The 22,290-nt window shown below is 38.8% G+C and carries 22 protein-coding genes; 7 read left to right on the forward strand and 15 right to left on the reverse strand.

Going from position 1 to position 22,290, the window contains the following annotated elements; genetic code table 11:
* Window positions 1-104 precede the first annotated feature (104 nt).
* Entirely contained in the window at window positions 105-506 is a 402-nt protein-coding gene (mscL, locus tag GJS41_RS10495) for a large-conductance mechanosensitive channel protein MscL (RefSeq protein WP_255473462.1), read from the forward strand.
* A gap of 45 nt (window positions 507-551) precedes the next feature.
* Here mscL and GJS41_RS10500 read toward each other — a convergent pair whose 3' ends face one another.
* The 3 genes from GJS41_RS10500 to GJS41_RS10510 are packed head-to-tail and all read right to left on the reverse strand — an operon-like array spanning window position 552 to window position 3,704.
* Window positions 552-1,817, reverse strand: coding sequence for an FAD-binding oxidoreductase (locus GJS41_RS10500; RefSeq protein ID WP_154247315.1), 1,266 nt, complete (start codon window positions 1,815-1,817; stop codon window positions 552-554).
* A 3-nt stretch (window positions 1,818-1,820) separates the two neighbouring features.
* Window positions 1,821-2,747 carry a proline racemase family protein gene (locus tag GJS41_RS10505; protein WP_370515697.1) on the reverse strand — a complete coding sequence of 309 codons (927 nt, stop codon included), beginning with the start codon at window positions 2,745-2,747 and terminating at the stop codon, window positions 1,821-1,823.
* A 3-nt stretch (window positions 2,748-2,750) separates the two neighbouring features.
* The gene (locus GJS41_RS10510) at window positions 2,751-3,704 is read right to left on the reverse strand and encodes a dihydrodipicolinate synthase family protein (RefSeq protein WP_154247316.1); all 954 of its coding nucleotides are present in this window, start codon (window positions 3,702-3,704) and stop codon (window positions 2,751-2,753) included.
* 132 nt (window positions 3,705-3,836) lie between these two features.
* Here GJS41_RS10510 and GJS41_RS10515 point away from each other — a divergent pair, with 132 nt between their 5' ends.
* Together GJS41_RS10515 and GJS41_RS10520 are read left to right on the forward strand one after the other, a co-directional pair.
* Window positions 3,837-4,604, forward strand: coding sequence for an AraC family transcriptional regulator (locus GJS41_RS10515; RefSeq protein ID WP_154247317.1), 768 nt, complete (start codon window positions 3,837-3,839; stop codon window positions 4,602-4,604).
* Window positions 4,601-6,112 carry an aldehyde dehydrogenase (NADP(+)) gene (locus GJS41_RS10520; RefSeq protein ID WP_154247318.1) on the forward strand — a complete coding sequence of 504 codons (1,512 nt, stop codon included), beginning with the start codon at window positions 4,601-4,603 and terminating at the stop codon, window positions 6,110-6,112. The genes GJS41_RS10515 and GJS41_RS10520 overlap by 4 nt, the downstream gene beginning before the upstream one ends.
* 1 nt (window position 6,113) lies before the next feature.
* Here GJS41_RS10520 and GJS41_RS10525 read toward each other — a convergent pair whose 3' ends face one another.
* On the reverse strand, window positions 6,114-6,980 hold the full coding sequence (locus GJS41_RS10525; protein ID WP_154247319.1) for a 1-aminocyclopropane-1-carboxylate deaminase/D-cysteine desulfhydrase: 867 nt from the start codon (window positions 6,978-6,980) through the stop codon (window positions 6,114-6,116).
* 2 nt (window positions 6,981-6,982) lie between these two features.
* A complete protein-coding gene (locus GJS41_RS10530; RefSeq protein WP_154247320.1) occupies window positions 6,983-7,312 on the reverse strand; it encodes a helix-turn-helix domain-containing protein in 330 nt (109 codons plus the stop codon).
* A 111-nt stretch (window positions 7,313-7,423) separates the two neighbouring features.
* On the opposite strand from GJS41_RS10530, the gene GJS41_RS10535 reads away from it, so the two are divergent.
* Both GJS41_RS10535 and GJS41_RS10540 read left to right on the forward strand, forming a co-directional pair.
* A complete protein-coding gene (locus GJS41_RS10535; protein WP_154247321.1) occupies window positions 7,424-8,188 on the forward strand; it encodes an SDR family NAD(P)-dependent oxidoreductase in 765 nt (254 codons plus the stop codon).
* 32 nt (window positions 8,189-8,220) lie between these two features.
* Entirely contained in the window at window positions 8,221-8,874 is a 654-nt protein-coding gene (locus GJS41_RS10540) for a cupin domain-containing protein (RefSeq protein WP_154247322.1), read from the forward strand.
* 11 nt (window positions 8,875-8,885) lie between these two features.
* Here GJS41_RS10540 and GJS41_RS10545 read toward each other — a convergent pair whose 3' ends face one another.
* The 8 genes from GJS41_RS10545 to GJS41_RS10580 all read right to left on the reverse strand — a co-directional run bounded on the left by GJS41_RS10545 (window position 8,886) and on the right by GJS41_RS10580 (window position 18,200).
* Window positions 8,886-9,443, reverse strand: coding sequence for a hypothetical protein (locus GJS41_RS10545; RefSeq protein ID WP_154247323.1), 558 nt, complete (start codon window positions 9,441-9,443; stop codon window positions 8,886-8,888).
* Window positions 9,444-9,603: 160 nt separating this feature from the next.
* Window positions 9,604-10,563, reverse strand: a complete 960-nt coding sequence (locus GJS41_RS10550; protein WP_154247324.1) for a PstS family phosphate ABC transporter substrate-binding protein — start codon at window positions 10,561-10,563, stop codon at window positions 9,604-9,606.
* A 137-nt stretch (window positions 10,564-10,700) separates the two neighbouring features.
* Complete coding sequence (gene phoR, locus GJS41_RS10555; protein ID WP_154247325.1) at window positions 10,701-11,990, reverse strand: phosphate regulon sensor histidine kinase PhoR; 1,290 nt, start codon at window positions 11,988-11,990, stop codon at window positions 10,701-10,703.
* Between the two features lie 19 nt (window positions 11,991-12,009).
* Window positions 12,010-12,702, reverse strand: a complete 693-nt coding sequence (gene phoB / locus GJS41_RS10560) for a phosphate regulon transcriptional regulator PhoB (protein WP_154247326.1) — start codon at window positions 12,700-12,702, stop codon at window positions 12,010-12,012.
* 31 nt (window positions 12,703-12,733) lie between these two features.
* Window positions 12,734-13,468 carry a phosphate signaling complex protein PhoU gene (phoU, locus tag GJS41_RS10565; protein ID WP_154247327.1) on the reverse strand — a complete coding sequence of 245 codons (735 nt, stop codon included), beginning with the start codon at window positions 13,466-13,468 and terminating at the stop codon, window positions 12,734-12,736.
* Between the two features lie 34 nt (window positions 13,469-13,502).
* A complete protein-coding gene (gene pstB / locus GJS41_RS10570; protein WP_154247328.1) occupies window positions 13,503-14,321 on the reverse strand; it encodes a phosphate ABC transporter ATP-binding protein PstB in 819 nt (272 codons plus the stop codon).
* A 9-nt stretch (window positions 14,322-14,330) separates the two neighbouring features.
* On the reverse strand, window positions 14,331-15,944 hold the full coding sequence (gene pstA, locus GJS41_RS10575; RefSeq protein ID WP_154247329.1) for a phosphate ABC transporter permease PstA: 1,614 nt from the start codon (window positions 15,942-15,944) through the stop codon (window positions 14,331-14,333).
* Window positions 15,945-15,956: 12 nt separating this feature from the next.
* On the reverse strand, window positions 15,957-18,200 hold the full coding sequence (locus tag GJS41_RS10580; protein WP_154247330.1) for an ABC transporter permease subunit: 2,244 nt from the start codon (window positions 18,198-18,200) through the stop codon (window positions 15,957-15,959).
* Window positions 18,201-18,452: 252 nt separating this feature from the next.
* Here GJS41_RS10580 and GJS41_RS10585 point away from each other — a divergent pair, with 252 nt between their 5' ends.
* Both GJS41_RS10585 and GJS41_RS10590 read left to right on the forward strand, forming a co-directional pair.
* Window positions 18,453-19,577 carry an OprO/OprP family phosphate-selective porin gene (locus GJS41_RS10585; protein WP_154247331.1) on the forward strand — a complete coding sequence of 375 codons (1,125 nt, stop codon included), beginning with the start codon at window positions 18,453-18,455 and terminating at the stop codon, window positions 19,575-19,577.
* A 165-nt stretch (window positions 19,578-19,742) separates the two neighbouring features.
* Entirely contained in the window at window positions 19,743-20,822 is a 1,080-nt protein-coding gene (locus tag GJS41_RS10590) for a mechanosensitive ion channel family protein (protein WP_154247332.1), read from the forward strand.
* Between the two features lie 45 nt (window positions 20,823-20,867).
* On the opposite strand, the gene GJS41_RS10595 is transcribed toward GJS41_RS10590, so the two are convergent.
* Together GJS41_RS10595 and ssb are read right to left on the reverse strand one after the other, a co-directional pair.
* The gene (locus tag GJS41_RS10595) at window positions 20,868-21,584 is read right to left on the reverse strand and encodes a Bax inhibitor-1 family protein (protein WP_154247333.1); all 717 of its coding nucleotides are present in this window, start codon (window positions 21,582-21,584) and stop codon (window positions 20,868-20,870) included.
* Between the two features lie 63 nt (window positions 21,585-21,647).
* Entirely contained in the window at window positions 21,648-22,112 is a 465-nt protein-coding gene (gene ssb, locus GJS41_RS10600) for a single-stranded DNA-binding protein (RefSeq protein WP_154247334.1), read from the reverse strand.
* Window positions 22,113-22,290 lie beyond the last annotated feature (178 nt).

Genomic DNA, 22,290 nt, shown 5'->3' on the forward strand with positions numbered 1-22,290 from the left:
TAAATTTATTCAAACCATTGTTAGTTCCTTGATTTTTCAAGCTTTTTATTCATAATTAGTTTGCTAGTTAGCATTTTCAATTTAACAATTAGGGGATTATCACAATGGGTATGATGAGTGAGTTTAAAGAGTTTGCAATGAAAGGCAACGTGATGGATATGGCTGTGGGTATCATCATTGGCGGTGCTTTCGGTAAAATCGTAAGTTCTTTCGTAAATGATGTTTTGATGCCACCTTTGGGCGTTCTTTTAGGCGGTGTTGATTTTAAAGACTTAGCTTATACCGTTCAAGAAGCTGCCGGAGATACTCCAGCAGTTACTTTAAACTATGGTAACTTTATACAAACAGCTCTTGATTTCTTGATCATTGCATTCGCAATTTTCATGATGGTTAAAGCAATGAACTCAATGAAGAAGAAAGAAGAAGAAGCTCCAGCTGAGCCACCAAAGCCTTCTAGTGAAGAAGTCCTTCTTTCAGAAATTAGAGATCTATTAAAGAAAGACTAATATCTCGGCCTAAAAAAAGCCTGCTATATGCAGGCTTTTTTTATTTTAAAACCTTGTAGGTCGATAAGGTTTAACGTCAATTGAAGTTTCCTTCCCTTGTATTAGCTGCGCAATTAATTTTCCAGTTGCCGGTGCTAATGTCATGCCTAGCATGTTATGTCCTGTGGCTAATAACACATTGTCTAGCTTCGAAGTTCGACCTATTATTGGCAAACTATCCCAAGTCATAGGGCGCCAACCAGTCCAAGGTTCATCATAACTTTCTTGAATCGATACATTTAAATAAGGTTTAGAAGCATTAAAAAGCTGCTTTACTCTATGTTTTGGTATCTTTGTGTTAAAGCCAGAAAACTCCATCATAGAACCAAGCCTTAAATGATTATCGAATGGTGTTAACCCTACTCTATGTTCTGGAAATAAAACTGGGACACTGGGGCAATGTTCGGGTCTTGGAATGGTTACCGAGTAACCTTTAGCAGGCTCTACCGGTAAACTTATTTCTAACTCTTTAGATAAACCTCTGCTCCAAGCCCCTGTGGCAAAAACAAACTGCTCTGCATTTATCGAGCCAAGAGACGTTTTTAAAAGTCTAACTCTTCCATTGCTTTTATTTATTGAATCTAAACGGCAATGCTCAATGAATTTTACGCCTTTTTGTTGTAACAACTGAGTCCAGCTAGCCGTCATTGCATCAGGTTTTACTGATGCATCATCTTTATATAAAAAAGCCCCAGCTAAATCTTTTTTATAACTTGAATCAAATTCAATTAAGTCTTCTGTAGTTAGAAATTGAGCTGAATGATTAAACTCATCAGTTAATAATCGATCCGTATGCCTAAACTCGTTTAAGCCTCGTTTAGTCTGAAATACGTAAAGTAAACCTGTTTCTTTCCACTGAGCATCAATCGGATAGTTTGAAAATAAATTAGAATATTCTTGCCGTGAAAATTCTAAAATTTGGTTTAGACTTTTTGCTGCTTTTATCATATCACCATGATTACAGCGCCGGGCAAATTGTAGGAGCCAAAAGTAAAATGAAGGTCTAAGTTGCGGTTTAATTCGAAAAGCAGATTTAGGATTAAATAAAGACTTAATCCCAGTCCAAACCATACCTGGTTCAGTTAATGGCAATAGATGACTAGGACAAATATAGCCACAATTTCCATAAGAACAAGCCGCGCCAATTTTACCCTGATCAATTATTGTTACAGAATAGCCTTCTTCTACTAAATAATGGGCGCAAGCAAGGCCTATGATGCCGGCACCAACGATAGCAATATCTGTAGACTTGAATAGATTCGAGCCATCCATTAATTAAATACCAAACTTGAAAGGGTCTTTAGGATCAAATATCAAAGTAGATTCAGCGGAAATATAAGCTTTGCCTATTATGGTTGGAATAATTTTACCATCATCAGTGCGTCGATACTTTGCTTCAAAACGACTATTGATAATACTATCTTGAACCCAAGTTTCATTTTCAGCCAGTAAGCCTTTTGCTGCAAGCGCAGCTAACTTAGCGCTTGTCCCAGTTCCACACGGCGAACGGTCATAAGCATCGCCTGGGCACAAAACATAATTCTTACTATTAGCTCCTTCGCGCTCAGCAGTGCTAAAGAATTCAATGTGATCAATTTCTGCACCACCCTGTCCGGTTATATTATTTCTATTCAACTCTAGCTTAATCATTTTGGCATAACGACGAAGTTGCGGCTCATTTTCCAAATTAATAGCTACTGGCGTTTGATGAGCGAGGAAAAACCAATTTCCACCCCAGGCAACATCACCTGTCACAGTCCCTAATTCATCAATTTGAACAGAAACATTTTCTCGATAAAGGTGGCTTTCTACATTTTCAACACTGACCGTATTTTTATCAAGCATCTTGACGGTAACTACTCCTACAGGAGTTTCAATTTTTATTTCGGATTCAGAAACCAAACCTAAATGAGCTAAGGTTACTGCAACACCAATAGTCCCATGACCACACATACCTAAGTAACCAGAGTTATTAAAAAATATAACCCCTGTCGAACATTTTGGGTTCGTTGCTGGGCAAAGCAAAGCACCTACAAGGACATCTGAACCTCTTGGTTCTAAAATAATACTCTTACGGATATGATCATAATTCTCTTTCATAAGCGCTAACCGCTCTGGTAAAGAACCATTACCCAAATCAGGACCACCTTCAACAATTACTCTTGTTGGTTCACCTGCAGTATGAGAATCAATAACTCGCACGATTTAGTCTCCTAAATAATTTTTACCACCCCATTGTTTCCACCAGTTTCGAAAACGTTTCCATTCGGAATCAACAAAAGATTGTTGGCTAACCGTTAAATTATCAAAACTATTAAGCTGATACTGGTACTCTTTGTGGCCCTCTAATACCATTAAGCGTTTATAGTACAATACTAAATCTGGCTCTTCGTCGAACTTTGATAAAATACTTAAGGCATCACTTAACTCATTTGCAAATCCTAGTGCTTGAGCGTCGCCTTCTCTCGCCCTATGGCATAAAGCAGCAAAATATAGAATCTCTTTAGGTAAAGCATTACCAACACCGGTAATTGCCCCATCAGCACCACACCTAACAAATCCGTGCAACACTTGAGTATCAACTCCCACCATCAAAGATAAATCAGGGTCACCTGAAGTAATATTTTCAGCTGCATAGGTCATTGCTGCAGCACCTCCAAATTCTTTAAAACCTACTAAATTAGGATGAGCTTTACGCAACTTAAAAAATAAATCAGACTTTGTTTCATAACCATAATATGGGCTGTTGTAAATAACACTCGGTAACTCATTAGCAGCTTTAAGAATAGCCGAGAAGTGACTAAATTGAGCGGAAACAACCGTAGTTCTAGAAAGTAATCGTGGAATCACCATTAAACCTTTAGCGCCTATATTTTGAGCATGCTGTGCAAGCTCAACCGCATTAGCGGTATTCTGAGCCCCCGTACCAACAATAACCGAAATACCTGCATTAACTAACTTAGTAACTCCTAGCTTCCTTTGCTCAATGCTAAGAAGAGGCCAGTCGCCCATAGAGCCACAATAAACCACAGAACTCATTCCTTGCTGAATTAAATCCTTAGCAGTCGCTACTAAGCTCGTAAAATTGGGCTGCCCAAATTCATTACATGGAGTCATTAGCGCTGGCATACAACCAGTAAATATTCGCTCACCGTTCATTTCATTACTCGCTTAAATATTTATCAAATATTGCATGAATATTTTTCTTGCAATAGAGCTTTAGTTACTGTTTATAATATACTTTTAGAAGATGCCATGTCTATGCAGATAAAGGCAGTATAACTTTAATTTATGCACAATAATGAGAATTCAAATCAATTGATATCAGCTTTGGGTAATCCGCAAGTAGCTGAGTTACTATTTGATCAACTACCCGATATAGTTTTCTTTGTTAAAAGTGCGCAAGGGCACTATCAATTGGTGAATCAATCCTTGGTGGAGCGGTGTGGCTTATCTGATAAAGACGAATTAATAGGAAAGCTTCCCACTGAAGTTTTTGGTAAGAAGCTAGGACGGCGATATGAACAACAAGATCTGCAAGTAGTAAAAACCAAAGAACCTCTCATACGGTATTTAGAACTTCATAACTATCGCTCGCAAGAAACAGGCTGGTGTCTGACAACGAAAATACCCATTCTCAGTACCAGAGGATGTGCAGGGGTAGTTGGAATCTCTCAAGATTTAAAGTCACCCGAAAAAATCGACACTAATCTATATAACATTACTGAAGCAATAGAGTTTGCTGAAAATAATTTAAGCGAAAACCCAACAATTGTCGAAATGGCTAAGCTTGCGAAGATGTCGCCCTATCAACTCGATAGAAGAATGAGAATGGTCTATGGATTAACCACTGGTAAATGGTTGCTTAAAACCAAAATTTCTCAAGCGTCAAAAATACTAACTGATACTAACGATTCAATTTTAGATATCGCTTTAGCCGTGGGCTATAACGATCAAAGCGCATTCACTAGACAATTTAAAAAAGCTACTGGCTTAACGCCCACCGAATTTCAAAAGCATAATCAGACTTCAGATAAAGTCTCTCGGAGAATACTATGATCATTGGTAAACACTTAATTGCAGGTAAATGGAAAACTTGTACCTCTTCAAATTCTTTTTCGGTACAACACTTGAATGGTGAGTCACATCAGTTCCCAAATGCTTCTAAAAAGATAGTCGATGATGCCGTTAATGCTGCTAGTGTCGCTTTTAAAAGTTATGGCCAAACAAACTCCAAACAAAGAGCTAGTTTTTTAAGAGCTATATCAACCGAACTAGAAACCTTTACCAAAAAAATTATTGCTGTATGTCAACAAGAATCAGGATTACCAGAGGCTCGCCTAATAGGTGAAATGGCACGCACCAGAAGTCAATTAGAGATGTTTGCATCTCATATTGAAAAAGGTACTTATCTAGACAGGCAACATGACATTGCATTACCTGATCGTCAACCACTTCCTAGACCAGATATAAAGCGAGTTATGCGCCCCTTTGGTCCAGTAGCAATATTTGGTGCCTCAAATTTTCCATTGGCTTTTTCAACTGCTGGAGGAGATACTGCCTCTGCGTTAGCAGCAGGTTGCCCGGTGATCGTTAAAGGCCATCCCGCTCATCCAGCGACATCGGACTTAGTTGCCCAAGCTATTCTAAATGCCATTAATAAATCTGGATTAGATCTAGGAGTTTTTTCACTGATACATGACTCAAGTCACGAAGCCGCTCAACACTTAGTTAAGCACCCTGAGATCACTGCAGCGGGGTTCACTGGCTCAATTAAAGGAGGAAGAGCACTCTTTGACTTATGTGCTCAACGCCCTAACCCTATTCCATTCTACGCAGAAATGGGCTCTTTAAACCCTCTGTTTGTTTTACCGAATGCTGTTGATTCTTCAGCAGAGGAAATTGCCAAAAACTGGGCAAGCTCAATGACAATGGGGGCAGGTCAATTTTGCACTAAACCTGGCTTATTAATACTTCCAACTGGCAAAAGTGGAGATGAGTTTGTAACCACAGCTATTACTGAATTGCAAAAAATGACTTCAACGACTATGTTAACCGAAGATATTGCAAGCGCATTTTCAAAAAATTCTCAAGCCGTTATTGACGATGACAACATTGAAAATATATTGATTAACCAATTCTACAAACGTGAGGCTTTGCCACAAATATTTAGTTGCAATGCTAAATCTTGGTTAAATAACTCTAAACTCCAGGAAGAAGTTTTTGGCCCTCTAGGGGTAATTGTTAGAACCTCATCTCCTGAAGAGATGATACTAATTGCTGAGCAATTAAATGGTCAACTAACTGCAACGTTACACCTTGAACAAGATGATTTCACGCAAGCGAAAACATTAATTAGAATATTGGAAAATAAAGCTGGGAGGATTTTAGTTAATGGATTCCCTACAGGCGTAGAAGTTGCAGATTCAATGGTACACGGAGGTCCATATCCAGCTAGCACTTATATGTCAACTACATCGGTAGGATCGCACGCTATTCAACGTTTTTTAAAACCTGTTTGTTATCAAAATATGCCTGAAGAATTATTACCAGAAGAATTGAGATAGCTTAGATTCTGTCACCTTGTAGTCCACCCGTATTAATTAACAATACCTTTGAGCCTGGCGAAATTTCTTCGCCAGCTACCATATCATGCAAAGCATAAATCATTTTAGCGTTGTATACTTTATCAAATTTAAACCCATTATAGCCTTCGAATTCAGCTTTTATTTGCATTAACTGAGCATTGATTTTTGCAAAGCCGCCACAATGATGTTCTAAATCTAGACTCCAATTCTCTAATTCTGGTAAATAATCAGACAACTCATCCTTCAAATAACTCGCGCCTTTAAACGCTGCTACACCAATAACCTTGGAGTTTGGAAATCCCTTTGCCAATCCCACCATGGTGGCGCCAGAGCCAGTGGCTGTCAAAATGAAATCATAATGCTTGTCAACCTCCTTAGCGATCTCAGCAACACCTTTAATGGCTAGTTCGGAAAAACCACCTTCAGAAATCCAATAACTATCTTCTACTTCCGCAAAGCTCTTTATGTTTTGTTGTTCTCTTAGAGCCTGATATTCATTACGTGACACAAACTCCAGCTCCATCCCCCAATCGATACAATCGCGCAAGGTCGGGGTCAGTTCTTGCTGTGAGTTTGCTCGAACAAAACCTTTAGCAACCAATCCCGCTGCTTTGGCAGAATATGCAAGTGCATGCAGATGGTTTGAGTAATTCCCGCCCATCGATATCACTTGGCTTTTGCCAAGCCTTTGCGCTTCTTGAATTAGGTATTTTAGTTTGCGCCATTTATTTCCTGAAACGATCGGGTGAATTAAATCATCTCGTTTGATATCAACAGAAATTTTATTCATATCAAAAATCGGATGCTTAAATATTTCTACTGGCGAGGGAACTTTAATATCTCGCATGACTATAATTCACTTTGTAAGGATTCTAATTGTTCAAGAATTTTTAAAAATTTTTGCCCAAACTCAGTAAAAGAATACTCTACCTTTGGTGGTGTTTGGTTAAAGACTTCTTTATGTAAAATTCCAAACTCAATATTTTTTCGTAAACAATCGTTCAATACCTTAGTTGTTAATCCTTCAACACTCTTTACCATTGCACCAGGTCGATTAATGCCATTGCCCAATAATTGATAGACCGTTAATGACCATTTACAACCAAAAATAGTCTCCACCATTCTTGCGATTTTTTGCGGTGGTGATTTTCTTAAAAATGTTTTTTCTTTATTTTTCATAAATATATACCAAAAAGTGCCTATCGCACTAATTTGTACTTACTTTTATTAAATCAAATTTGGCTTAAGATTATCACACTCCAAAAACTTTTTTATAGTGAGATTGTTCAAATGTTTTCGACAAATCATAGTGCTTTAATTATTGGCGGTTCTAGCGGCATGGGTTTAGCTACAGCAAAACAATTAATTCAACATGGCACCCACACCATCATTGTGGGCAACAACCAAGATAAACTCAATAGTGCAGTTGCAGAATTAACTCCATTAGGTTCAGTTGAGTCGCTACAAGCCAATTTATATGATAAAGACAGCGTTAAATCTTTAATTGAAAATATTAAAACCCATAAAAACAACATTAAATACCTTGTAAACGCTGCAGGCTATTTTAGCCCTAAAAGCTTTCTAGAACATACGGCTGATGACTATGAGCTATATATGGGTTTAAACAAAGCCACTTTTCAAATTTCACAAGTTGTCGCAGAAAAAATGCAACAAGCAGATGGCGGCAGTATTGTTAACATTGGTTCTATGTGGGCTAAACAAGCCATTAAAGCAACCCCATCTTCTGCTTATTCGATGGCTAAGGCAGGACTTCATGCACTAACTCAACACATGGCTATGGAGCTTGCGGAGGCTAACATACGCGTGAATGCAGTGTCTCCTGCTGTAGTGAAAACCCCTATTTATGAGTCCTTTATTGCTCCATCAGAAGTTGATGATGCTCTGGAAGGATTTAATGACTTCCATCCGATTGGCCGGGTCGGAACCAGTGATGATATTGCCAATACAATCTGTTATCTTTTATCGGATAAAGCCAGCTGGGTAACAGGAGCTATTTGGGATACCGATGGTGGCGTAATGGCAGGAAGAAACTAACACAGTAAGATAATGTCAAAAGAGAAACTGCTATGTTAAATATGAACTTCGACAAACGGCTGGTGATTCATACTACCGAAAAAGATTGGTTGCCATCGCCAATGCAAGGGGTTTCCAGAATTCCGTTAGAACGAGAAGCGGCGGAATCAGGAAGGACAACCAGTGTCGTTCGCTATGACGTGGATTCTAAATTCAGCGAACACTTTCATCCAGGTGGCGAAGAAATATTTGTTTTAGCCGGAACATTTTCGGATGAAAATGGTGACTACCCTGCCGGTACCTATATTCGCAATCCTCCTGGTTCAAATCATGCACCTTTTAGTAAAGAGGGTTGTTTGCTCTATGTCAAACTCAATCAGTTCTCTAAAGGTGATAACGCTCAAATTATCATTAACACTACCAAAACGGCTTGGCACCAAGGTATAGGTAACTTGCAAGTGATGCCACTGCATAATTTTCAGCATGAAAATATCGCTTTAGTAAAGTGGCCAGCCAATGAAAAGTTCCAACCGCATCGCCACTTTGGAGGTGAAGAGATTTTCGTATTAAGCGGAACTTTTCAAGATGAATTTGGAGCCTATCCTAAATATAGCTGGATCAGAAGTCCTCACTTAAGTCAGCACTTTCCTTTTACTGAAGAAGAAACCATTATTTTGGTAAAAACAGGACACCTACCAATAGATTGATGAAAAGTTAATTAATCACATACCTGTTTCTCGGTTTCTTGGTAAAATATAGTGAGATCAGTAGCTCCGCTATTGCTCTGTTTAGACCTATTTAAGTTTGTGGTATTAAACAGCGTTAGCTCGCAATCATCAGTTAAATGCACTTCGTATTCAGCATTTTCTTTTGGCGTTAACGCATGATATTGGTAATAACAAATATTACTATTTTCGCTACTTACTATTGTCGATAACGAAATCGCCAAAGTTAAAGGGCGCCCTGACTCTACTTGTATACTAGGATAATCCTTATCATTACCACTAGTTTTACTGCTATCCTGATACAACAATATGCCCATATAATCTTCACTCGATTTATCAAGACTTCGCCGCCTTGGGCATTCGAGTTTTTGATAACCTTCAACTACTAATATTCTTTTGCCATCCTCCGCCTCTGTATCTGCAAGCGTTATGAAGTGGATATTGGCATCAGATAATGACTTATTCGGCATTTGGCTACATGAAAATAATAGCACGCTCATTACAATGATAAAAAAGCGCCCTGTTACTTTTATACTTTCTTTTAATTTCACTTTAAACTCAATCTTATAACCGACAGTCACCATAACCTTTTAATAAAATTTAAACCGTGCACATTTATCAATAAAACCACTAGACATAAAAAATCCGACCCAAATGAGTCGGCTTAGAGAGGGATTTTACGACTTTCGTCTAATTAATAAAGTCAGACAATTACTTCATTAATTTTTTAAGTTGCTTTTCAGCTACTTTAGCAGGCAATGGGATATAACCATCTTTAACCACTACTTCTTGACCTACTTTAGAAAGAACCATCTTTAAGAATTCTAACTCAAGAGGACCTAGAGGCTTATTAGGATGCTTGTTTACATAAACTAAAAGCTGACGACCTAAAGGATAAGTTTTGTTGATTGCATTCTCAGGAGTTGCAGCAACGAAATCTTTACCTTCTTTCTTCGCTAAAGGAACTGCTTTAACACCAGAAGTGATATAACCGATACCTGAGTAACCGATACCATTCTTAGATAAGCTTACCGACTGAACTACAGAAGCAGAACCCGGTTGCTCGTTTACAGTGTTCTTGAAATCACCTTTACAAAGGCCTTTCTTTTTGAAGTAACCGTAAGTACCAGATACAGAGTTACGACCATAAAGCTGGATGTCACCACCGTCGATACCTAGCTCTTTCCAGTCAGCGATGTCGCCTTCAGCACCACACTTACGAGTAGAAGAGAAGATAGCGTCAACTTGAGGAATCGTTAAACCTTCGATTGGGTTATCTTTGTGTACATATACTGCTAAAGCATCGATAGCAACAGCGATAGGGGTTGGCTTATAACCGTGCTTCTTCTCGAAAGATTCTAACTCTTTGTCCTTCATCTTACGGCTCATAGGACCGAAGTTTGAAGTACCTTCTGATAATGCAGGTGGCGCAGTAGAGGAGCCAGCCGCTTGAATTTGGATGTTTACGTTTGGATATTGACGCTTGAACTCTTCAGCCCATAAAGTCATCAAGTTAGCTAATGTATCTGAACCTACAGAAGATAAGTTACCTGAGATACCACTAGTTTTCTTGTAAACGTTTAAGTTTTCATCAACTTTAGCTTCGGCCATTGCGCCAAGTGAGAAAGTTGAAACTGTTGCCGCTAGAGCAACTTTTTTGAATAAGTTCATTTGAACACTCCAAATAGATTTAAGTAAATTTATAAGACGCGGTAATTATGGAGGTTTAATATTAAAAAGGTGTGACTGCTATGTGACGGTTTTATGACAATGCATATCTGCATTTAATAAGGATAAAATAAAGTTAGCTACTTGGTTTTAGGGAAATAACAACAAAAGCAACTGCCTTTGCCTAAAGTACTTTCTATTCTTAATTCCGCATTATGGTATTCCAGTACATGCTTTACAATCGCTAACCCAAGACCTGTACCACCTTGTGAGCGGTTTCTTCCTGGGTCGACGCGATAAAATCGCTCAGTAAGTCTGGGCAGATGCTTAGCATCGATTCCGGCACCATTGTCTTGGACTTTAACAATGTGATGTGAATCACTTTCCTGCCAGTAAATGTCTATTCTCCCCTTGGCTGGCGTATAGCGAACCGCATTGAAAACTAAATTCGAAAAAGCACTTCTTAATTGCTTTTCAGAAGCTTGGATCATTGCATTAGTGTGCGAATGGAATAGTATTTGTTGTTCTTTCTCGCCGCTTAATGCTCTCGCTTCTGCACAAATTGAATCAAGCAATAAATTGATATCAATAGCTTTATGCCCATTAGTATCCACTTTTGAATCTAGTTTCGATAGCAACAATAAATCATCAACTAAATGCCCCATATTTAATGCCTGTTGGCGCATCATATTTAAGGGCTTACTAACTGAATTTAGATTAGGGTTTATCTCAGGATCAAGCATCTCTAAATAACCTGTGATTACTGTCAATGGAGTCCTTAACTCGTGAGAGACATTAGCAACGAAATCTTGTCGTACTGTTTCTAAATGAAATTTTTCAGTGACATCACGAATTATTACCAGTCGCTGATCTTCGTTATAAGGTGTAATACTAATGCTTAACATTAATTCTGAATTAGCAGGCGAAGGAATTGTTAAAGGCTTTCCATAATCTCTAGCTGCTTCATATTCAATAAAGTCAGGATGGCGCAATAGATTAAAAAGTCTTTGTCCCAAATCCAAACTTGGTTTTAAACCTAACAGTTTTGACGCAGCTTTATTAAACCAACGAATCTCACCAAGATTACTAATAATCATCGCACCTTCTTTTAAAGCACGAGTAGAATCTCGAAACTCTGAAATAATCGAGTTTAATTTCTTAAGGTCTTTCCGATGCTTGCGTTGGCGCTGATAGAGTTGGTTGAAAAGCTCTCCCCATATCCCTGGCGCAGAAGGAGGATAAATTGCTTTAGAGATAAAAGCCCAATGAAATAATCTAGAAAGTTGAATTAGGTTCCAAACTAAATAACCAAATAAAATGACCGCTATAAAAAGAGCCGCTTTAGAAAAAAGAGAACCAATCAACCCGACTACAAAAGCTATGAACAATAATGTCCATAACTCAGCTTGCCAGTATCGACTCTTCCACATTTATAGATTCCTACGCAATTTATTTAGAGGAAAAACGATAACCAGAACCACGAACCGTTTGCACATAATTCTCAACTTCATAAGGAACTAAAGCTTTACGCAGACGACGAATATGAACATCTACTGTTCTCTCTTCAACCACTACTTGTTGTCCCCATACAGAGTCTAGCAGTTGATTACGGGAAAAAACTCTGTCTACATTACTCATAAAAAAGTGCAATATTTTATATTCAGTAGGCCCTAAGTGGACGTCTTCACCACGAATAGTAACGCGATGACCTGCAGTGTCTATAGAAATATCACCATGTTGCAATTGTTCTGTTGCCTTATTAATAGCGCCAGTTCTTCGTAAAACAGCTTGTACTCGCGCTAAAAGTTCACGCGGCGAAAAAGGTTTAACAACATAATCGTCAGCGCCAGCTTCAAGTCCTTGCACTCGATCATCTTCCTCACCACGAGCCGTCAGCATAATTACAGGCAAGTCTTGGTTCGCAGGATCCTTCTTCAGCTTTTTCGTAAACTCAATGCCAGAAGCACCTGGCAGCATCCAATCGACTAAAAAGAGATCAGGCTGAAAGCCTTCTTTTAGTATAACAAACACTCTTTCTGCAGTAGCTGCTTGCTCAACTTGGTAGCCGGCTTGCTCCATACAAAAAGCTAACATTTCACGAATATCACGCTCATCTTCCAAGATTAATATTTTTGCGCTCATGCTAATTCTCTAAATAAGTATTTATTTAAAATTACTGCGCTTCACGAGCGCGACGACTCATTTCATCCCAACTCATATGGCGAACATCTTGCCCTTGAACCATGTATACAACATATTCACAGATATTATTAGCATGGTCGCCAATTCTTTCTAAGGCTCGAGCTGACCACATAAAGTCTAATACTTCAGAGATTCTGCGAGGCTCTTCCATCATATAAGTAATTAATTGACGAGAAATTGCATCGTATTCATCATCTGCTTGGGTATCTAATTTTGCTACTTCTAATGCGGTCTCAACATCCATCCGCGCAAAAGCATCTAAGGAGTCATGTAACATTTTCTTCACATGATTACCAAGATGAACCATAGCACCATAATGTAGCTTGCCATCTAATGGATTAGATTTCCCGGTTGCAATATCTTTTGCTAAACGAGCAATTTTTTCAGCTTCATCACCAATACGCTCTAAATCAGTAATGGTTTTTAAAACCGTGATAATCAAACGTAAATCACCAGCTGCTGGTTGACGCTTTGCTAATATCTTGGTGCAATCGTCATCAATTTTAATTTCAAAATCATTAACTTTTTCGTCATTATCAATGACTTCTTGCGCAAGGGCTGAATCATGCTTAGTAAAAGCTTCTAATGCTTTACTCATTTGCTCTTCAACCAAACCGCCCATTGCTAATACATCTTCACGAATGTTTTCTAGATCAGCATTAAATTGTTGCGAGATATGTTGACCTAATACTTCATTATCCATCATTTTGAATTACCTCAGTTCGTCTCTTATTTGCTGATTAACCGTAACGGCCAGTAATGTAATCTTCTGTTTTCTTTTGAGTTGGATTTGTGAATATCTTATCCGTATTATCAAACTCAACTAAGTCACCAATATACATGAATGCAGTATAGTCAGAAACACGCGCAGCTTGTTGCATATTATGAGTAACAATTACAATCGTATAATCTTTTTTCAAGTCATGAATCAACTCTTCAATTTTCAAAGTTGAAATTGGATCCAGTGCAGAAGCCGGCTCATCCAACAATAAAACTTCTGGTTGCACGGCAATGGCACGCGCGATACATAACCTCTGTTGCTGACCACCTGACATACCTAAGGCATTATCATGTAAACGATCTTTTACTTCATCCCAAAGTGCTGCACCTTTTAAAGCCCACTCGACCACTTCATCCAAAGTACGCTTCTTATTAATTCCTTGTAAACGCAAACCATAAGCTACATTTTCATAAATAGACTTAGGAAAAGGATTCGGTTTTTGGAATACCATACCAACATTACGACGTAATTCGGCCACATCTAAACCAGGTTTATATATATTTTCACCGCCCATACGAATTTCGCCATTGATTTTTGCAATATCAACTAAGTCATTCATGCGATTAAAGCAACGCAATAAAGTTGATTTACCACAACCAGAAGGACCAATGAAAGCGGTCACTTTCTTTTCTGGAATCTGCAAATCAATATCATATAAAGCTTGCTTATCACCATAGAACAAGTTGAGCTTTTCAACTTCAATGGCAATTTTTTCATTCGCTAAAGGATTATTTTGTTTAGCAGTTGTTTTAGTAACTTCAGTCATTTTATTCACCATTAAAGTTGATTATTGCTCAAGCGATTTATACTTTTCGCGTAAGTTATTACGGATCTTAATCGCCGCAATATTCAATAAAATAATAATTAATACTAGTAATAAAGCAGTGGCATAAACCAAGGGTCTAGCTGCTTCTACGTTCGGGCTTTGAAAGCCAACATCATAAATATGGAAGCCTAAGTGCATAAACTTACGCTCTAAATGCAAGAAAGGTGCATTACCATCTAATGGCAAGGTAGGTGCTAACTTTACAACACCAACTAGCATCAAGGGAGCTACCTCACCCGCTGCACGAGCAACTGCTAGAATTAAACCCGTCATCATCGCAGGACTCGCCATTGGCAATACGGTTTTCCATAGGGTTTCAAACTTTGTCGCACCTAAAGCTAAACTACCTTCGCGAATGGCACTTGGGATACGAGCCAAACCTTCTTCAGTTGAAACGATTACCACTGGCAATGTTAAAAGTGCTAAGGTTAGTGATGCCCAAATTAAACCTGGAGTACCAAACATTGGCGATGGTTTAACTTCTGGATAGAACAAATCATCGATTGTCCCACCCATAAAATAAACAAAGAAACCTAAGCCAAATACACCGTAAACAATCGACGGAACGCCTGCTAAGTTATTTACCGCAATTCGTATAGTTCGAGTCAGTGGCCCTTGCTTGGCATATTCACGCATATAAACCGCAGCAATAACACCCATTGGAGTCACTACTATCGACATTAACAATACCATTAAAACCGTTCCAAAAATCGCAGGGAAAACACCACCTTCAGTATTCGCTTCTCTTGGTTCATCAAAAATAAACTCGCCAATTTTAGAGAAGTAATGCCCGATTTTTGCAAAGAAGCCCATAGCATTCGGTTGGAAAGAACGTACCATCATCTGGGCATTTACAGACTTAGTTTGACCACCGACCAATTCGAACTCGGCAGAATCTCGTTTAATCGCCGCGTAAAGCTTTTGCAAGTCTGCTTGGTAATCCAAAAACTGTTGATTTAAATCTGCGCGTTGTGAATCTAATTCAGCAAGTGCTTCGTCAGTCAGTTCATCATCAAGCTCTAGTCGTCTTTGCTCTAAACGAAGCTCTTCAATATCGTAATTAATACTACCAATATCATCAGATTCAATTTCACGAATTTGATGATGCAAGTCATTAGCACGCTCAATTATCGCTTCAAGATTATCTGCAGTAGGCTCAACAGACTTTCCATCCATAGTTACGGACTTAATAAATCCGTATAAGTTGCCCCACTCGTGACGCTCTAGAACTATGACATTCTCATCCACCTTGGTTTCTTGGATATCCTTTAAATCCAACCAACGGAAGTCAATTCCGTATTGATCACGGTTACCCGTTTTAATCAAATACTGCTCACGCTCTACACCATTTTGAATGTCTTCTTCATGGTTGTGAATTTCGCCCATAACCAACTGGTTAGAACCATCTTGTGAAACCGTAAAAGTATTAACTTCAGCAGGCCAAAAATGGCTTAAGCCTCGAACCGCTATCAATAACAATAACCCTACTACCATAATAATAGAGATACTGATTGCGCCTGCGTTTAACCAAACCCAGTGTTGGCCGCCTTGTAAGAAATTTTTATTAGCACTCATAAATCAAATCTCCTAAAGCGAACCGTATTTGGTGCGCAAGCGTTGTCTAACCACTTCCGCAATGGTGTTAAATAGAAAGGTAAATAGAAATAATACAAAGGCTGCTAAGAATAGAACGCGATAGTGCGACGAGCCCAATTCCGACTCAGGCATTTCAACCGCAATATTGGCAGAAAGGGTTCTCATGCCTTCGAAGATATTCATGTCCATAATCGGCGTGTTACCGGTTGCCATTAATACAATCATGGTTTCACCAACCGCACGACCTAATCCGATCATCAATGCTGAGAAAATACCTGGACTTGCTGTTGGCAGTACAACGCGCACCATGGTTTGCCATGGGCTTGCCCCTAAAGCTAAAGAGCCATTGGTTAAATGCTTAGGAACACTAAACACTGCATCTTCAGTAATCGAGAAAATAGTTGGAATCACTGCAAAACCCATCGCAATACCAACGACCAATGAGTTACGCTGATCGTAATTAATACCAATTGAGTTTAACCAGGCTGGCATATTGCCATCAAACATCGCAGCTTCGATTGGCTCGCCTAACCAGAATGCAAACATAGTACCGAAGATGATAACGGGGAATAATAAAGCGGCTTGCCAACCATCTGGGATCTTGTGCTTGATTGAACCCGGAGCCCTATGCCATGCATAACCAAATAAAACGGTCAGGATGGGCAACATAAATAACACTAGGATAATCCCCATTAGGTTTTCTTCGACCATTGGCGCTAACCATAAACCTGCCAGGAAGCCTAAAATAACCGTTGGCAATGCTTCCATAATCTCAACAGTAGGCTTAACCATGCTCCGCATCTTTGGCGCCATAAAGTAAGCGGTAAAGATTGCACCAAATATTGCTAAAGGAACTGCAAATAACATGGCATAGAATGCTGCTTTTAAAGTACCAAAACTTAAAGGCACTAACGAAAACTTAGACTCAAAATCATTAGTCGAAGCTGATGATTGCCAGGTTACCGATGGCTCTTCATAACTTTCATACCAAACCTCACCCCATAATGCTGACCAAGAAATCTCTGGGTGTTCATTTTCAACATCAAATAAATTGGTAGTACCATCTTGCCCCAACACCACCAACTTATTACTACGCGAGTTGATAGCAATCGCTGTTAATGGCTGGCCAAAATTCACCGTATCCAGATGTCTTTCTGAAGTCGTGTAGAAAACACCGACGCGGCCATTGGCATCAGCGGCAATAAACCCTTTACGGCGCTCTTCAGTAATAATATTAGTAATCGCAGCATCAGCTAATTCAAAATCGCGAATTTCAGTAAATAAAAAGTTGTTACCCTCTTCACGTACTGGGAACCACTGGGTGATAACACCATTCGAGTCTCCAATTAGAACCGAAGTTTGGCCCAATAAGAACACGGCTTCAGTAACTGTAACGCCTTGCTCTACTAGAGTTTTAGTTTCAGATAGCTTCCAATCACTTCCTTTCCAACGGTAAACCTGAGATTGGCCATTTTCTGCAATTAGATAGAGCCAGCTAGGACCTTCCGTTGCCAATATAAATTTAGGAGAGAAATTAAGTTGGATGTTAGATGCTGAGTCTTCTTCTAAAGAGAAACCATCATCAAACATATCTTCTTCAACGGTGTATAATTTAGAAACAAGCTGATTATCAACCGTTAAAGCGGTAATTAACAAACCATCTTCCCATAGTTTGCCGTTAATCGCTTTGATTGAGCTGTCCGCTAATTCGAATGCGTCCTCACCAAACGGATATTCTAAACTTGCGTTGATTTTACGCTTATCGTTTGGGTAAGTAATTTGATATTTCTGAGATACCAGTTTGAATGAGCCATCTTCAAAGCCAATAGCCATAAGACCTTTAAGATCCATTTTGCTATAAGCGGTCATTGCCGAATCTGCTTCAAGAGACTCATTCAATATAATATTGTTGGTTTCTATATCGACAAACTGCATTTCACCGGCATTATTTAAGCTAAAAGCAATTTCGCCGTATTCTTCAACTCCTAAGTAAGCTACTTCAGATTGAGTCCATTGAAACTCTTTGTTTAATTCTACACTGGCCGGTTTAAAGATCGGTAAAACCACCCAAAGTAGATAAAAACATATAAGGACAACAGCCGCAATTACCGAAAGGCCACCAGCAGCAATACCATACCTTGCCAGTAAGTCTTTGATTTTACGACGCTTATGCTTACCACTATGAGTTTGCTCATCTAGCAGCTTGCGAGTCTTATCTTTGATTGATGTTTCCATAGCGCCTAGGAATAATATTGGTTGCGAGGGATTATAACGCTCAAATATTACAGTTATGTTAAACCACGGTCATAAACATTCATACTTTATGACAACTCAACTGTATAATATTCGTACAGCTATAATTGTATGTAAAGTTCCTTAAAAATCTGCAATTTCATCGTTCTTTAGTCATTCTGTCATTGAATTGTCATATTTAGCCCTTACAATGCGCAGCGTCTATTAAATAAAACCCTCTTTTTGGAGATGACAATGAAATTGAAATTATTAGCAGTAGCTGTTGCAGCTGCAATCACTACACCAGCAGCATTTGCTGAAAACTCTTCAGTTAAAGCTGGTAAAGGCATCACAGTTAAAACTGGTGATACTTCATTAAATATCGGCGGTCGATTAATGTTTGACTTTGACTACTTTGATGGCGACGCTTTCGCAAGTGGCGATACATCGGGATCTGACTCAGAGATTCGTCGCGCGCGTTTATTCGCAAAAGGAAAAGTTGGCAAAAACTGGGAAGCAAAATTACGTGCAGACTTTAAAGAAGACGGCTCAACTAAATTTGACGAAGCATACTTAAAGTATAAAGGCTGGGACTTTGCAGATTTAACTATCGGTACTCACAAAGCAAACTTTGGTTTAGAGCAAGTGACTTCATCTAAAGATATCACTGCTATCGAGCGTACTATGGCAACTAATGCTTTCACCATCGGTAACAAAAAAGGTATCGCTTTAAGTAAAGGCACTAACGACTACACTTGGGGTTTAGGCGTTTATGATTTAGGTGATGAAGGTAATCACATTGCTACAGCTGTTACTGGTCGTTTGACTTTCTCACCTGTTAATACTAAAGAAGAAGTTTTCCACTTAGGTGCTGGCTTTACAAAGCAGCGTTTAGCAAATGATGAATTTAAAAATGCTGATCAGCGTTTAGAAATCCACTTAGCTGATGAAAAAGTTGGTTCAGGCACAATCGTTGGCCAAAGCTTTAGCGGTTATAACTTAGAAGTAGCCTATGCTGCAGGTCCTTTCCATGCACAAGGTGAATACTACGATGGCGAAGTTGATGGCGGCAATGACACAGATTTAACTGGTTACTATGCTCAGGTCGGCTACATCATCACAGGTGAATCTCGTCCATACAGCAAAGGTAAATTCAAGCGTGTTAAACCAAAAGGTAAAGATGGTGCTTGGGAAGTATTCGGTCGCTGGAGTTCTTATGAGCCAGGTACCGATGAAGCTGAAGCTTTAACTTTAGGTTTAAACTACTATGCTAACAATGCTATTCGCGTTGGTTTAAACTACGTAATGGGTGATTTAACTGAAGGCGGCGTCAACAAAGACGGTAATGCTTTCGCAGTACGCGTTCAATACGTATTCTAATAAGTTATCACTTATAAAAAAGCGCCTTTATGGCGCTTTTTTTGTGTCTGTAATGCTCCACTATAAGTACATAGTAAGGTGAAAATTTACTAGCCGTTTTCTCACTGTTGCAACTTAACCTGAAACATTTAAGATGTAGTAATTACTAATAGCCTATATAAAACTATGTGGGACAAGTTTTTAAATTCAATTACTAATAATTGGCAAGGAATTGCATGGCCGGCTCTAACTTTGATCCTCGGCTATTTCATCTATCAGCTTTTACAAAGGTATTTCTTACACAAAGAAAAAGCTTCCAATAATGCCGTTCTACAAAGGCAGATCACCAGCTTTATTTTTATCCTTTTCCTAGTGATAACCTTCGTCTTAGTACTACCAATTAAAGACAGTATGCAAAGCCAAATTATTGGGCTTATTGGTATATTGCTTTCGGCTTCAATTGCTTTAAGTTCGACTACTTTTCTGGGTAATTTAATGGCTGGTATTTGGCTTCGCTCGGTCAAAAACTTTCGAGTAGGAGACTTTGTAGAAATAAAGGACCATTTTGGCAGGGTTTCTGCCCGAGGATTACTGCATATAGAAATACAAAATCGAGAGCGGGATTTAATTACCCTACCGAATATGTTTTTAGTCGCCAATCCCGTCACGGTTATGCATAACGATGGCACGATTATTAGTATTGAAGTATCACTTGGTTATGATGTCGACCACTCCATTATCGAACCTATTTTATGCCAAGCAGCCCTCAAAGCTGGATTAGATAATCCATATGTCTATATAGAATCCTTAGGTGATTTTTCTATTGTTTATAAAGTTCATGGCTTAGCAAAAGAGATAAACACTATGCTTTCGGCTCGCTCGAGACTGAACTCTTGTGTTTTAGATGCATTGCATGAAGCTAATGTTGAAATTGTTTCTCCCTCTTTTATGAACCAACGTCAAGTTTCAGAGCAAATGTTTATCCCTACGGAACGTATTCGAAAAACAAACTCAAAGATAAATCCTGAAGATGTTATTTTTGATAAAGCTGAAAAAGCTGAAAAACTAGATGACCACCGAAAAGCACATCGTGACTTACTTGCAGAGATCAGCAAACTCAAATCTGCTATTAAGGATGAAAGCGATACTGCTAACAAAGATCAATTAACTGCAAGGCTAGACAAACTGATTGCACGCGAAGAAAAAACACATCGGTATCTGAAGGCGAAAGAACAAGAAATTAACTTAGAGGGAAAAGATAAATAGGAATCACAAAAAAGCGCCTCGAAGGGCGCTTTTTTAATTGAAATGTTAGTCTTCGCCAAAGGCCATGAAAAGACGTAACACGTAGATAAATAGCATTGCTATACTTGAGAATAAATGAATCGAAGCAGCCACATATTTATCTTCAGGGTAATGATGAATAATGTTAGAAGTATCGTACAAAATTGATGCTCCAGAAATACCAATCATAATCACGCTGAACCAAATACCTAAGTTATAGCCAAAAATGAAACCGCCTACAATAGCTACTAATGCTAGTCCAACCCCCCAGTAAACTAAGCCTTTTAAGAATGAAAAGTCTTTGCGAGTGAAAAAGGCGATTGCAGTGAGGATAGCCGTACCAGCCAAAGTTACACCGACTGCACTCTCAATCATGCCAGGTGCCTTCACAATAGCCATTAATAATAGCGGCGAGAAAAATACTGCATATAAGGCGGTGAATATTACAAGGTTCAAGTACTGAACAGCTTTAGAATCACTAGAGCCAGCATACCTTGAGGCAAACCATCCTATACCTACAAAGGCTGCGACCATAGCAATCATCCCAATGGTACCTAAGGAAGACATAAATATGGCTATCTTAGTAGATATACCAGACTGATAAAGATAGACGCTGATCAGCGTGAAAGCAATGATCGCTGCCAACAAATGATTATAAGTTTTTGTAATAAATGCACTTCTACGATCAACGCTTACCTGACTTACAGGTGTTCTATAAGCATCATTAACTTCTTGGTAACTCATATTCTTTCCTCAAACAATAATTTTTGTGTGTATAACCTTCGATGCTGCCGAATAAAAACATATTTAAAACGGAATATCATCATCAAAATCGTCGTCTACCGGCGGGGCTACTGGCGCTTGTTGTTGCGGCTTTTGTGGCGCAGAACCTTGTCCACCAAAGGCAGCTTCACCGCCACCTTGACGGCCACCTAACATTTGCATCACGCCATTAAAGTCTAATACCACTTCAGTAGTGTAACGATCGGCCCCCGATTGATCTTGCCATTTACGAGTTTGTAATTTGCCTTCTAAATAGACCTGCGAGCCTTTGCGTAAATATTCACCAGCAATTTCCGCCAACTTGCCAAAGATCACCACACGGTGCCATTCGGTTTTTTCTTGTTGCTGACCTGTATTCTTATCTTTCCAAGTTTCCGAAGTAGCAATAGTAAGGTTGGCGATACCTCGACCATCTGGAGTGTATCTAACTTCCGGATCTTTTCCTAAATTACCGACTAAAATAACTTTATTTACGCCACGACTGGCCATGCTGCCTCCAAAATGCTTTTTATTTCAATTAGTTATTAATTTAATATTAATATAATTGGGCTTATTTTATAAAATTCAATCGCACTATCTTATCTGCTTTTATAGGCTAAAGGTAGCACTGATTATGCAAATTAAGAGTAAAGCAATATGAACTCAAGCTCCATCGTTTTTTTCTCAA

The organism is Kangiella sp. HZ709, from assembly GCF_009674675.1.
Taxonomy (GTDB): domain Bacteria; phylum Pseudomonadota; class Gammaproteobacteria; order Enterobacterales; family Kangiellaceae; genus Kangiella.